The organism is Ottowia caeni, from assembly GCF_050821495.1.
GTDB classification, from domain to species: domain Bacteria; phylum Pseudomonadota; class Gammaproteobacteria; order Burkholderiales; family Burkholderiaceae_C; genus Ottowia; species Ottowia caeni.
Genome location: NZ_CP151080.1, coordinates 1,886,529 through 1,899,082, shown reverse-complemented (window position 1 = coordinate 1,899,082; position 12,554 = coordinate 1,886,529). Strand labels below are relative to the sequence as shown.

General features: G+C 58.0%; 14 protein-coding genes and 1 tRNA gene. 3 read left to right on the top strand and 12 right to left on the bottom strand.

All coding sequences use genetic code 11. The features are described 5' to 3' along the window. Positions 1-269: 269 nt before the first annotated feature. Together AAAK34_RS09210 and AAAK34_RS09205 are read right to left on the bottom strand one after the other, a co-directional pair. On the bottom strand, positions 270-578 hold the full coding sequence (locus AAAK34_RS09210; RefSeq protein WP_231695020.1) for an addiction module antidote protein: 309 nt from the start codon (positions 576-578) through the stop codon (positions 270-272). 70 nt (positions 579-648) lie between these two features. After that, on the bottom strand, positions 649-882 hold the full coding sequence (locus tag AAAK34_RS09205; protein WP_431777957.1) for a type II toxin-antitoxin system RelE/ParE family toxin: 234 nt from the start codon (positions 880-882) through the stop codon (positions 649-651). Positions 883-1,217: 335 nt separating this feature from the next. On the opposite strand from AAAK34_RS09205, the gene AAAK34_RS09200 reads away from it, so the two are divergent. Then, positions 1,218-1,556 carry a DUF7227 family protein gene (locus AAAK34_RS09200; protein ID WP_431777956.1) on the top strand — a complete coding sequence of 113 codons (339 nt, stop codon included), beginning with the start codon at positions 1,218-1,220 and terminating at the stop codon, positions 1,554-1,556. Positions 1,557-1,587: 31 nt separating this feature from the next. Here the strand turns inward: AAAK34_RS09200 and AAAK34_RS09195 are convergent. The 9 genes from AAAK34_RS09195 to iscR all read right to left on the bottom strand — a co-directional run bounded on the left by AAAK34_RS09195 (position 1,588) and on the right by iscR (position 8,041). Next, positions 1,588-1,662, bottom strand: a tRNA-Val gene (locus AAAK34_RS09195). A 54-nt stretch (positions 1,663-1,716) separates the two neighbouring features. Continuing rightward, a complete protein-coding gene (gene dnaQ / locus AAAK34_RS09190) occupies positions 1,717-2,439 on the bottom strand; it encodes a DNA polymerase III subunit epsilon (protein ID WP_231695022.1) in 723 nt (240 codons plus the stop codon). 6 nt (positions 2,440-2,445) lie between these two features. After that, positions 2,446-2,784 carry an ISC system 2Fe-2S type ferredoxin gene (fdx, locus tag AAAK34_RS09185; RefSeq protein ID WP_231695023.1) on the bottom strand — a complete coding sequence of 113 codons (339 nt, stop codon included), beginning with the start codon at positions 2,782-2,784 and terminating at the stop codon, positions 2,446-2,448. A gap of 9 nt (positions 2,785-2,793) precedes the next feature. Continuing rightward, positions 2,794-4,656, bottom strand: a complete 1,863-nt coding sequence (hscA, locus tag AAAK34_RS09180; protein ID WP_231695024.1) for a Fe-S protein assembly chaperone HscA — start codon at positions 4,654-4,656, stop codon at positions 2,794-2,796. Positions 4,657-4,766: 110 nt separating this feature from the next. Further along, a complete protein-coding gene (gene hscB / locus AAAK34_RS09175; protein WP_231695025.1) occupies positions 4,767-5,285 on the bottom strand; it encodes a Fe-S protein assembly co-chaperone HscB in 519 nt (172 codons plus the stop codon). 123 nt (positions 5,286-5,408) lie between these two features. Continuing rightward, positions 5,409-5,732, bottom strand: a complete 324-nt coding sequence (gene iscA, locus AAAK34_RS09170) for an iron-sulfur cluster assembly protein IscA (protein ID WP_231695026.1) — start codon at positions 5,730-5,732, stop codon at positions 5,409-5,411. A 50-nt stretch (positions 5,733-5,782) separates the two neighbouring features. Beyond that, positions 5,783-6,172 (bottom strand): Fe-S cluster assembly scaffold IscU, encoded by a 390-nt coding sequence (iscU, locus tag AAAK34_RS09165; RefSeq protein WP_231695027.1) that lies wholly within the window; start codon positions 6,170-6,172, stop codon positions 5,783-5,785. Positions 6,173-6,243: 71 nt separating this feature from the next. Next, the gene (locus tag AAAK34_RS09160; RefSeq protein WP_231695028.1) at positions 6,244-7,464 is read right to left on the bottom strand and encodes an IscS subfamily cysteine desulfurase; all 1,221 of its coding nucleotides are present in this window, start codon (positions 7,462-7,464) and stop codon (positions 6,244-6,246) included. A gap of 37 nt (positions 7,465-7,501) precedes the next feature. Further along, positions 7,502-8,041, bottom strand: a complete 540-nt coding sequence (iscR, locus tag AAAK34_RS09155; protein ID WP_231695029.1) for a Fe-S cluster assembly transcriptional regulator IscR — start codon at positions 8,039-8,041, stop codon at positions 7,502-7,504. A gap of 481 nt (positions 8,042-8,522) precedes the next feature. Here iscR and AAAK34_RS09150 point away from each other — a divergent pair, with 481 nt between their 5' ends. Beyond that, on the top strand, positions 8,523-9,014 hold the full coding sequence (locus AAAK34_RS09150; protein ID WP_231695030.1) for a BON domain-containing protein: 492 nt from the start codon (positions 8,523-8,525) through the stop codon (positions 9,012-9,014). A gap of 93 nt (positions 9,015-9,107) precedes the next feature. On the opposite strand, the gene uvrB is transcribed toward AAAK34_RS09150, so the two are convergent. Next, positions 9,108-11,192 (bottom strand): excinuclease ABC subunit UvrB, encoded by a 2,085-nt coding sequence (uvrB, locus tag AAAK34_RS09145; RefSeq protein WP_231695031.1) that lies wholly within the window; start codon positions 11,190-11,192, stop codon positions 9,108-9,110. A 127-nt stretch (positions 11,193-11,319) separates the two neighbouring features. On the opposite strand from uvrB, the gene AAAK34_RS09140 reads away from it, so the two are divergent. Continuing rightward, positions 11,320-12,516 carry an amino acid aminotransferase gene (locus AAAK34_RS09140; protein WP_231695032.1) on the top strand — a complete coding sequence of 399 codons (1,197 nt, stop codon included), beginning with the start codon at positions 11,320-11,322 and terminating at the stop codon, positions 12,514-12,516. Positions 12,517-12,554 lie beyond the last annotated feature (38 nt).

The following is a 12,554-nucleotide window of genomic DNA, read 5'->3' as shown; positions in this document are numbered from 1 at the left end:
ATTAAGCGTTAGTGAAATCAGAGGTTTCAGAGGGGAGTGGCGCAAGTTGGCGAGCCTGAATCGGTACTGATTTGCACCGAAATGCACCGAGATTGCACCGAATCACCAGCGCCAGTCACTTCAGGCGCGGCCTTCAAATTTACCTTAAGTGGACGAGGCGTTTTCGTTCCCTCGCGCTCTGCAGCAAGATCGCCAAGGCCTTCCATCAGTTCATCAAACAGCTTGCGTTTCTGCATCGCTTGCGTCGAGCTGCGCCACACGCAGGAGAATCAGACGTGCGAAACAGGCTGCACGCTGAGCTTCAGCCCCATTGACGACAGCACTTTCATGATGGTGTCAAAGCGCGGCTGAGATGTAGGGCGAAGCGCCTTGTACAGCGCTTCGCGCGTCAGGCCGCTTGACCTGGCTACTTCGGTCATGCCGCGGGCGCGAGCAATGGTGCCCAGAGCGGCCGTTAGTTCTGCCGGGTCATTTTCCTCAAGCACAATGGTCAGGTACTCGGCAATGGCCTGGTCACTGTCAAGGTGTTCGGCCATATCGAACTCAGGCAGTTCGGCAATATTGATTTTTGCATTCATGGGTTCACTCCTTCAAAGGCTCCGCGCCAATGCTTTGGCGGCAGCAATGTCGGCCGATTGAGTGGACTTGTCACCGCCACCAATCATCACGATCAGGGTGTCGCCTCGCATGCACGTAGTACATGCGCCAACCAGGGCCGAAGAATTCGCGCATCTCGAATACATCCTCGCCCACCGGCTCCACATCGCCCAGCAAACCGCGCTGAACTTTTTCAAGCCTACGGGCAAGGCGTCGCCGTGTCATGCCATCGCGCAAGCCAAACAGCCACTTCGAAAACTCAGGCAGTTGCTTGACGTTGTACATGCCTACAGTGTAATCACTTATTCACGAATTCACAACAAGGGCCCTGGGTCGCAGTGGGCCCCCTAATAGAGAGGGTTAGCGGTACAGGTTCTGCTGCGGCAGATGCTGTCGATCTGGGAATCTCACCAGACTGCGAAGTCTTCGCCCAGCCGCTGTGCGAGCCGAGCGCCCAGCTTCGGGTACATCCCCTGGCCACCACCTGCGCCTCTCTTTGTTCTTAAATGCGGGATATTCCCGTATTTGGGTTTGCACGCAACGAGAGAGAAAGCCGTACTATGCAGGTAGCGCGCACTGCTCGCGCGACGGCGCATGGCATGGCATACAGGAAGGTATTAATGTGGGTAGTCCCTGCACAGGCAGAGATCGCCCCAGTGGTCACGATCCTCCCAGCCGACCAGACCAAGCCCAGTGTGACTAACGACGAACGATTCATCGCCGTGTGCACTGCGACCGTGCGCGACGACGTGAGCTGCGCGACCTGCGGCATCTGCGCCCACCCCAGGCGCAGAGCCATCATCGGGTTCCCGGCGCACGGCACCGGTGCCAAAAAGCCCACAAGGTTTTCTACACGGCCCAGGAGCGACCGTGACACGCACCGTGACACGTTCATCGTCGCTAAGGGGCGTCAAAGACACATCGTCTGGACGTCGAAAACAGATAAGGGCTTGGAATGATGTTCCAAGCCCTTGATCTATATAGGAATTTTGGTGGGTGATGCAGGGTTTGAACCTGCGACCCCTGCCGTGTGAAGGCAGTGCTCTACCGCTGAGCTAATCACCCTTTACCGAAAAAGCCTTGGCCTTCCGGTGAAAGATGAGATTATGCCATATTTATTTAGGAAATCTGCGCGGACTCGGCTTGGCGCCACACAGTTTTTCCGCCGCTGGCCTTGTCCAACTGTGTGAGAAGGTCTTCATGTGCGGCCAACTCCTGCTCGTTGGCGGCGAGCACAGGCAGAACATAACCCGTCAGGTCTATGCGTTGCGCCCCTGCCATTTCGTCTTCGCCAGAGGTGGCCACATCAATCAGCAATGCGTCTTGACCGCGCGTGAGGTTGATGTAGACATCGGCGAGCAACTCTGCATCTAGCAGAGCGCCGTGGAGCGTACGACCCGAGTTGTCCACGCCTAGCCTGTCGCAGAGCGCGTCAAGGCTGTTGCGCTTTCCGGGGTAGAGCTGCTTGGCCATGGCCAAGGTGTCGGTCACAGCTTCGACGTGCGCTTCTATGCCTGGCAGCCCCAGGCGCTCGAACTCCTTGTTCAAAAAGCCAACGTCAAACGCGGCGTTGTGAATGATGAGTTCCGCACCCCTGATGTACTCCAGAATCTCTTCGGCCAGCTCGCCAAACTTCGGCTTGTCGCGCAGAAACTCATTGCTGATGCCGTGTACCTTTAGCGCATCTTCATGGCTGTCGCGCTCGGGGTTTATGTAGAAGTGCAGGTTATTGCCGGTCAGCTTGCGCGCAACCAGCTCTACGCAACCTATCTCGATGATGCGGTCCCCCGCATCGGCAGAAAGGCCGGTGGTCTCGGTGTCTAGAACGATCTGACGGGACATACAGCCTTAGTGATTTTCCTTGGCGTGATTGATAGAGTAGCGTGGAATCTCCACGGTGAGATCCTTCTGCGCCACTATGGCCTGGCACGACAGACGCGACTGAGGCTCCAGGCCCCAAGCGCGATCCAGCAGATCTTCCTCTTCCTCTTCTGCCTCGTTCAAGGACTCATACCCCTGGCGAACGATCACGTGACAGGTGGTGCAAGCGCAACTCATGTCGCATGCATGCTCTATCTGGATGTTGTTTTCCAGCAGGGTTTCGCAGATCGTATGGCCGGGCGTGGCCTGAATTTCGGCACCCTGCGGTGCATATTCTGGGTGTGGGAGTATTTTTATGACAGGCATGGAAAAAATTCAGAGTGTGTCGACCCGCTTGCCGGCCAGCGCTTGCTGAATGCTATGGTTCATGCGGGCGGCAGCAAAAGCCTCGGTTCCGTGGGCCAGGGCCTCGGTAGCATCTTCGATCGCCTGGGCATCTGCGCTGTTGGCCGCAATGGCCCGTAGCGAGAGCATGAGGGCATCAATAGTGGCGCGTTCCGCAGGTTCCAGAAGTTGCCCGTCAGCGTCCAGCGCGCTTTGTGTGGCCAACAGCATGCGGTCGGCGTCAACGCGGGCCTCGGCAAGCGCACGCGCCTTGATGTCGGCCTCTGCCGTGCTGAAACTCTCCTGCAGCATGGTGGCGATCTGTTCGTCACTTAGGCCGTAACTGGGCTTGACGTCGATCTTGGCCTCCACGCCGCTTGACTGCTCCTGCGCGGTCACACTCAGCAAGCCATCAGCATCGACGGCGAAGGTAACGCGAATGCGAGCTGCGCCCGCAGCCATGGGCGGAATACCCCGCAGTTCGAATCGGGCCAGACTGCGGCAGTCTTGCACAAGATCGCGCTCGCCCTGCAAAACGTGCAAAGCCAGAGCGGTTTGCCCATCTTTGTAGGTCGTGAAATCTTGTGCCATGGCAACTGGAATGGTCTGGTTGCGGGGAACAATACGTTCCACCAGACCACCCATGGTCTCGATGCCGAGAGACAGAGGGATCACGTCGAGCAGCAGCAGATCTCCGGCGGCATCGTTGCCAGCCAGTTGATTGGCCTGAATGGCTGCCCCCAGGGCCACGACTTCGTCAGGGTTCAGGTTAACCAGCGGCGCTTTGCCAAACATGTCAGCTACCGCGCGCTGGACTACCGGCATGCGCGTGGAGCCACCTACCATGACGACTCCTTCGACGTCTTGCGTAGACAGCTTGGCGTCGCGCAGGGCACGTTGTACTGCACCCATGCAGCGCGCCGTAAGTTCGGACGTGGCCGACTCGAAATCGTGCCGCGTTACCGTGACTTCCATGATATCGACCCCGGATTCCACCCTGAATACGGTGGAGTCATGGGCGCTCAGAGCCTCTTTCGCACTGCGTGCCGCTGCTTTCAGCGCAGCCCTCGCCTCTGGGGAGGTCATTGTTGCGCCAGTTTGAGCCAATGCCCAATCAATTAACGCACGGTCGTAGTCGTCTCCGCCCAGTGCTGAATCACCACCGGTGGCAATGACCTCGAACACGCCTTGCGTAAGACGCAATATGGAAATATCGAACGTGCCGCCACCAAGATCGAACACGGCGTAGACGCCTTCACTGGCGTTGTCGAGGCCGTAGGCGATGGCCGCTGCCGTAGGTTCGTTGATCAGGCGCAATACGTTGATGCCGGCCAGTTGGGCGGCATCTTTGGTGGCTTGGCGCTGCGCGTCGTCAAAGTACGCCGGCACGGTGATGACAGCACCATAGAGGTCGTCATTGAACGTGTCCTCGGCGCGCTGGCGAAGCGTGGCCAGGATCTCGGCACTGATTTCGACCGGAGACTTCGATCCGTGAACAGTGTCTATGGCGAGCATGCCTGGCTGATCGATGAACCGGTAGGGCTGCTTTTCAGGGTTCGCGATGTCGCTCAGGGCGCGCCCCATGAAGCGCTTGGCGGAATGAATGGTGTTTTGAGCATCCTCTGCGGCGCCTGCGGAAAGGGCGGCATAGCCGATCTGACGACGCCCGCCAGCGAGGTAGCGCACGACGGAAGGCAGAAGCACCCTGCCCTCATCATCTGGCAGGCATTCGGCCACACCGTGACGCACGGAGGCTACCAGCGAGTGCGTGGTGCCCAAGTCTATGCCAACCGCAATGCGCCTTTGATGGGGATCAGGCGATTGGCCGGGTTCTGAAATCTGAAGCAGCGCCATGAAGGGGTTTACTAGTCTTCTTGCAAAAATTCTTGGAGATACCTGGAGCCAGTTAGATGCCCGAAGTTCAGGAGGTGCGGCTTTGCGGTCAAAAGCCCCTGAGCCGATGCTCACGCAGCGAGTGTCTCACGCTTGCGCGCGACATCTGAGGCGAACTTATCCAGGAACATGAGTGCCCGCACGGATTGTGCGACCTGGGGCCAATCTTTCTCCACGTCCGCCTTATGCTCGATTGCTTGCAGCGTATCAAGCAGCAGGGACCCAGACAACTGTTCGATGCGATGCAACTCCTCTGAGGTGTCGGCATCGTCCAGGTGTTCGCGCAATTCCATCTGCTGCATGAGGAATTCTGCCGGCATAGCGGTATTGTTCTCAGCCTCAATGGGCGAACCATGTAGTTCGCACAGGTAAGCAGCACGCTTGAGCGGATCTTTCAGGCGTCGGTAGGCTTCGTTGATGCGAGCCGACCACTGCATAGCTACCCTCTGAGCGGCCGCACCCTGTGTGGCGAACCTGTCGGGGTGTACCTGTCGTTGAAGCTCTTTCCAGCGCGCATCCAGGAAGGCGGCATCTTGCGCGAAGCAAGTCGGCACGCCGAAGAGTTCGAAATCGGTGGACTGGAGGTTCATGGGAGTGGTCTTTTCTTCCGGCGAAGCGCAGGGGTATGCAGCCCGCTCAACCTGAAACACGAGTGCGTCCGCCAGCGTGGCGTTGGGCTTCCTGCGTCAGCCCAATCTACAAAGATTGCTCCGTCAGACGCGGAACGACTCTCCGCAGCCGCAGCGATCTCGCTCGTTGGGGTTGTTGAATCTGAAGCCTTCGTTAAGCCCCTCACGCACGTAGTCCAGCTCGGTGCCATCAATGTAGGCCAGGCTCTTCGGATCGATCATGAGCTTGATTCCGTGCTGCTCGAACATCACGTCATCAGGGACAACATCGTCCACGTATTCAAGCTTGTAAGCCAGTCCGGAACACCCGGTCGTCTTGACACCCAGCCGCACGCCCACGCCCTTGCCACGCTTGGCGAGATACTTGGTGACGTGCCGTGCGGCGGCTTCAGTAAGGGAGACGGTCATTTTTCTAGAGCTGAGAACGTACGCTTCGAGTTGAAAGAGCTATCTGCCGCTCAGGCTTGGGCGTGCTTCTGCTTGTAATCGTTGACCGCAGCCTTGATGGCATCTTCGGCCAGGATCGAGCAGTGGATCTTCACCGGCGGAAGAGCCAGTTCCTCGGCGATCTGGCTGTTCTTCAGCTCAGCGGCCTGGTCCAGTGTCTTGCCCTTGACCCACTCAGTGACGAGTGAGCTGCTGGCAATGGCTGAACCGCAGCCATAGGTCTTGAAGCGGGCGTCTTCGATCACACCGGTGGTCGGGTTGACCTTGATCTGCAGCTTCATGACGTCGCCGCAGGCCGGGGCGCCGACCATGCCGGTGCCCACAGATTCGTCGCCCTTGTCGAAACTGCCCACGTTACGGGGGTTTTCGTAGTGGTCGATGACTTTTTCAGAATAGGCCATGTTCGTATCTCCTAGGTTGGGTGTTCAGCGCGGGGATTCGTGCTCGGAAATCGTTCGCTGAATGCCTGTATTTAATGTGCCGCCCACTGGATGGTGGAAAGATCCACGCCGTCCTGATGCATTTCCCATAGAGGGCTCAGCTCGCGCAGCTTGGTGACGTTTTTTCGGATGGTGTCGACGGCGTAGTCGATTTCCTCTTCCGTCGTGAAACGGCCAATGGTCATGCGCAGGCTGGAGTGAGCGAGTTCGTCGCTTCGACCCAGGGCACGCAGCACGTAGCTGGGTTCCAGAGACGCAGAGGTGCAAGCCGAGCCACTGGAGACAGCCAAGCCCTTGATGCCCATGATCAGCGACTCACCTTCCACGAAGTTGAAGCTCATGTTCAGGTTCTGCGGGACACGGCGCTCCAGGCTGCCGTTAATGAAGACCTGGTCAATTTCTTTCAGCCCGTCGAGCAGGCGCTTTTGAAGGCGTGCGGCGTGAGCGTTGTCGTCTGCCATTTGCTCTTTGGCAATACGGAAAGCCTCGCCCATGCCAACGATCTGGTGCGTGGCGAGCGTGCCTGAGCGCATGCCCCGTTCGTGTCCACCACCATGCATCTGAGCTTCGAGACGGACGCGCGGCTTGCGGCGAACATACAAGGCGCCAATGCCTTTAGGGCCATAGGTCTTGTGAGCCGTGAGACTCATCAGATCAACCGGCAGTGTCTTCAGGTCGATTTCGACGCGGCCAGTAGCCTGAGCACCGTCGACATGCAGCAGCACGCCTTTTTCACGGCAGATGGTACCGATGGCCGGGATGTCTTGAATGACGCCGATCTCGTTGTTGACGAACAGTATGCTGGCCAGAACGGTGTCGGGGCGAATGGCCGCCTTGAATTTTTCAAGATCCAGCAAACCGTCTTCCTGCACATCGAGGTAGCTCACCTCGAAGCCCTGACGCTCAAGCTCGCGCATGGTGTCAAGAGTGGCTTTGTGTTCGGTCTTGAGGGTAATGAGGTGCTTACCCTTGCCTTTGTAGAAATGCGCAGCGCCCTTCAAGGCGAGGTTGATGGACTCAGTGGCGCCGGAGGTCCAGACGATCTCTCTGGGATCAGCACCGATCAGGTCTGCGACCTGCCCGCGGGCATTTTCAACGGCGGCTTCGGCCTCCCAGCCCCAGGCATGGCTGCGGCTGGCGGGGTTGCCAAAATGCTCCCGCAACCAGGGAATCATGGCGTCGACCACGCGAGGATCTACCGGCGTGGTGGCGCCGTAGTCCATGTAAATTGGAAAGTGAGGAGTCTGGCTCATGGTTGGCGTAACTAGCTAGAAAATTGAAACTGAGAAATTAAGAAGACTTGGCTGCGATTCCACCCAGTGCAAAGACTGAGTTGGGCGCGTTCACGCGAATCGGCTTGACCACCGGCGCGCTGGAAATAGCGCGTTTGGTAGCGGGCTTGTCTTCTATTTCGATACCTTTGGCGAGCTGATCATCTACCAGCTTTTGCAGCGTGACCGAGTCCAGGAATTCAACCATGCGAGCGTTGAGCGATGTCCAGAGGTCGTGCGTCATACAACGGCCGCCGTCGCCGTGGCAATTTTCCTTGCCGCCACAGTGAGTGGCATCAATGGGCTCGTCGACCGACACAATGATGTCGGCCACGGTGATGTCAGAAGCTTTGCGCCCGAGCGAATAGCCACCCCCAGGACCCCGGGTAGACTCCACGAGGTCATGCCGGCGCAGCTTGCCAAACAGTTGCTCAAGGTATGATAGAGAGATCTGCTGGCGCTGACTGATGGCGGCGAGCGTCACGGGGCCATTGCCCTGACGCAGCGCGAGGTCGATCATCGCGGTGACCGCAAACCGACCTTTGGTGGTAAGGCGCATAGCGAACTCCTTGATTCAGTGGGTTGAACATACGCATACAGGCTGCTTCCCAATGCGCGCGGTCTTCTCTGGACCGCCGGATAACCAATGACTGCCGCTACCCCTAGCGCTCAGCTTCATTTATTTCCGAGTATTTTTATCAAGTATACACCTATTTCCCCTTCTTGACAGCGGGACTCTTGCGGTGTACCCGAGCAGGGACCGTTCTTCAGCCTAAAAAACGGTTCTTCAAGCCTGTACAAAGTCTCAGCGCGAGGGCCGTTGAACAGACTCCCTGATGCAACCAGCAACAGGTTTGCAGAGCGGGACTAGCGCGCCACCCGCCCTCATTGAGAATTCGGCCCCGGCGAGCAGCTTTTGGCATGCGAGAGCGCTGGGTTTCTCCTACAGAGATTTAGTCCCTAGCCGACATGCTGGCCGCGAATGAGCACCTAAATTTGAGCCATCCAAACGTAATTCAACTCCAGGAAGGTGATCCTCTATGAAAAACCATTTACAACGCTTGTCCCTTCTGGCTGCCGCTGCTGCGCTGGCGACCGGGTTGGTCGCTTGCAACAAGGCAGAAGATCAGACCGCAGGTCAGAAACTTGATTCAGCCATTGCCAAGACCGAGGACGCAGCACGTGAAGCAGAGGCCAAGGCAGCCGCCGCAGCCGCGGAAGCCAAGGAAGCTGCGTCCCGCATGGGTGAACAGATCAAGGAAGGCACCGCCGAAATGCGCGCCGATGCCAGCGCTGCGGCAGAACGCGTAGCAAGCAGCGTAGATGACGCCGCGATCACCGCCTCGGTTTCCGCAGGCTTGGTCAAAGACCCAGATCTGAGTGCGGTCAAGATTGATGTGGACACCTCGGGCGGCGTGGTAACGCTGAACGGACCTGCGCCGAATCAGGCAGCCAAGGAACGTGCCGAAACCATTGCCAAGGCGGTGAACGGGGTCAAACAGGTCAACAACAAGCTGGAAGTGAAGGGCTAAAGAACCAGCACGGCATCTATACGAAAGATTCGGTGCCTGATCGATTCACTTCACGTTCCATCGAGCGCTTTAGAGCTCCCGGCCCGCATCCTTTCAGGCGGCGGCGCTGCCCTCCCCCGCAGCGCCCAGAACCCTGACTTTGAGCACCGCCAGCTGATCCCTTACGCGCGCGGCCTGCTCGAACTCCAGGCTGCGGGCGTGTTCCAGCATGAGCTTCTCCAGCCGGCGAATTTCCTTGGCGAGATCCTTCTCGGACATCGCTTCTTCTGGTAATTGGGCTGCCCTGACGTGCAGGCGCTCCGCATCACGACCACTGCGCTCGCTATAGACGCCGTCTATCAGGTCACGCACCTCTTTGACGATGCCGCGCGGCGTGATGCCTTTCTCCAGATTGTGTGCCATCTGCTTTTTGCGGCGGCGCTCCGTCTCGCCAATGGCTTTCTTCATGGATTCCGTCATTTTGTCGGCATACAGAATGGCCTTGCCATTGACGTTGCGAGCGGCGCGGCCAATCGTCTGAATAAGTGAACGTTCAGCCCGAAGGAAGCCTTCCTTGTCGGCATCCAGAATGGCAACCAGCGAAACTTCGGGAATATCCAGGCCTTCGCGCAGGAGGTTGATGCCCACCAGTACGTCGAATGTGCCCAAGCGCAGGTCGCGGATGATTTCCACACGCTCGACGGTGTCTACGTCGCTATGAATGTATCGAACCTTGACGCCGTTGTCTGTCAGGTATTCGGTAAGCTGCTCTGCCATGCGCTTGGTCAAGGTGGTGATCAGTACGCGCTCGCGCTTGTCGGTTCTGATGCGAATTTCCTGCAGAACATCGTCGACTTGATGCGTGGCAGGGCGAACCTCGACTTCGGGATCCAAAAGCCCCGTGGGTCGAACCACCTGCTCGACCACTTTGCTGGCATGCTGCTTTTCATAGTCGGCCGGAGTGGCCGAAACGAAGACCACCTGACGCATGCGCTGCTCGAATTCAGCGAACTTCAACGGACGGTTGTCGAGCGCGCTCGGCAAGCGAAAACCATACTCGACCAACGTGGTCTTGCGTGCGCGGTCTCCGTTGTACATGGCGTTGAGTTGCCCGATCATCTGGTGGCTTTCATCCAGGAACATGATCGCGTCGCGAGGAAAATAGTCGGTCAGCGTAGCGGGAGGGTCGCCTGGGGCGGCACCCGACAGGTGGCGGGTGTAGTTTTCAATACCTTTGCAGTGGCCAAGTTCAGTCAGCATCTCCAGATCAAAACGCGTGCGCTGCTCCAGCCGCTGGGCTTCAACGAGCTTGCCTTCTGCCACGAAAAGCTTCAGGCGCTCATTCAATTCAGCCTTGATGGTCTCCACCGCGGCCAGGGTCTTCTCGCGGGGCGTGACGTAGTGGCTGGAGGGGTAAATGACAAACCGTGGCACCTTCTGCTGCACGCGGCCAGTGAGTGGGTCGAAAAGCTGGATGCTCTCGGTTTCGTCGTCGAATAATTCGATGCGCACGGCCAGTTCGCTGTGCTCTGCCGGAAACACATCTATGGTGTCGCCGCGCACACGAAAGCAGCCACGCGCAAAATCGGTGTCGTTGCGCTGATATTGCATGCGCACCAGTTGGGCGATGGTCTCGCGCTGAGGCTGTTTGCCACCAACTTTCAAGATGAGCCGCATCTGAAGATAATCGTCCGGCGCGCCAATACCGTAGATGGCGCTCACCGTGGCAACAATAACCACGTCACGCCGCTCTAACACGCTCTTGGTGGCCGACAGACGCATTTGCTCGATATGCTCATTGATCGCGCTGTCTTTCTCGATGAAAAGATCGCGCTGGGGAACGTAAGCTTCGGGCTGGTAGTAGTCGTAGTAGCTGACGAAGTACTCCACCGCGTTCTTGGGAAAAAACTCGCGGAACTCACTATAGAGCTGTGCCGCCAGCGTCTTATTGGGCGCAAAAACGATCGCTGGCCGACCTAAGCGTGCAATGACGTTCGCCATGGTGAACGTCTTTCCCGACCCGGTCACGCCAAGAAGAGTCTGGAAAGATTCACCGTCTTCCACACCTTCAACCAAGGCATCAATGGCCGACGGCTGATCGCCAGCAGGCGGATACGGCTGGTAGAGCTGGAAGGGTGAATCGGGGAAGGTCAGGAAACTGCCCTCAACAGGCACTTTGGACACAACATTGGAAGTCATAATTTGAAATTCATTCAGGGCAAACCGCTAAAATTCAAGGGTTTCCCCCTCCAGCGTAGCGCATGCGGCCTGGCCGCGTTTGGCAGCGTCTGGTCCTTTGACATCCTTTCTGCAGGATTTTGCCGCCATGTCTCTCTTTTCCGCCGTCGAAATGGCCCCCCGCGACCCCATTCTGGGTCTGAACGAGCAGTTTGCCGCCGACACCAATCCGAACAAGGTTAACCTGGGCGTAGGCGTCTATTTCGACGAAAACGGCAAACTGCCGCTGTTGCAATGCGTGCAAGCGGCTGAGAAAGCTCTGATGGACTCCCCAAAGCCGCGCGGCTACCTGCCGATCGACGGTATCGCAGCCTACGACACCGCTGTCAAGAAGCTGGTGTTCGGCGCTGATTCTGAAGTTTTCAAGGCTGGTCGCATCGCCACGGTGCAAGGGCTCGGTGGTACGGGCGGCTTGAAGATTGGCGCTGATTTTATTAAGAAAATGCTGCCTGACGCCAAGGTGCTGATCTCCGACCCCAGCTGGGAGAACCACCGCGCCCTGTTCACACAGGCTGGCTTTGAGGTGGGCACCTATCGCTATTACGACGCCGCCACCCGCGCCCTGAATTTTGAAGGTATGCTGGCCGATCTGAAAGCCGCTGCGCCCGGCACCGTGGTGGTGCTGCATGCATGCTGCCACAACCCCACCGGCTACGACATCACGCCCGCACAGTGGGATCAGGTGATCGAAGTGGTGAAGGCGGGCAAGCTGACACCCTTCCTCGACATGGCCTACCAAGGTTTTGCCAACGGTATCGCCGAAGACGGCGCAGTGGTGGGCAAGTTCGTCGCCGCAGGCTTGAGCTTCTTTGTCTCCACTTCCTTCTCCAAGAGCTTCAGCCTGTATGGCGAGCGCGTGGGTGCGCTGTCGGTACTTTGCACCAACAAGGAAGAAGCTGACCGCGTGCTGTCACAGCTGAAGATCATGATCCGCACCAACTACAGCAACCCGCCTACACATGGCGGCGCAGTGGTGGCCATGGTGTTGGAAGACCCCAAACTGCGTGCTCAGTGGGAAGAAGAGCTGGCCGGCATGCGCACTCGCATCAAGGCCATGCGCCAGAAGCTGGTTGATGGCTTGAAAGCTGCCGGTGTTCAGCAGGACATGAGCTTCATCACCACCCAAGTGGGCATGTTCAGCTATTCTGGCCTCAGCAAAGACCAAATGGTGCGCCTGCGCAGCGAGTTTGGCGTGTACGGCACCGACACCGGCCGTATGTGCGTGGCTGCATTGAACGAGAAGAACATCGACTACGTGTGCCAGTCGATCGCCAAGGTGATCTAATCAACCGCCACTAGCAAAAAAGCCGGCTCTCGCAGCCG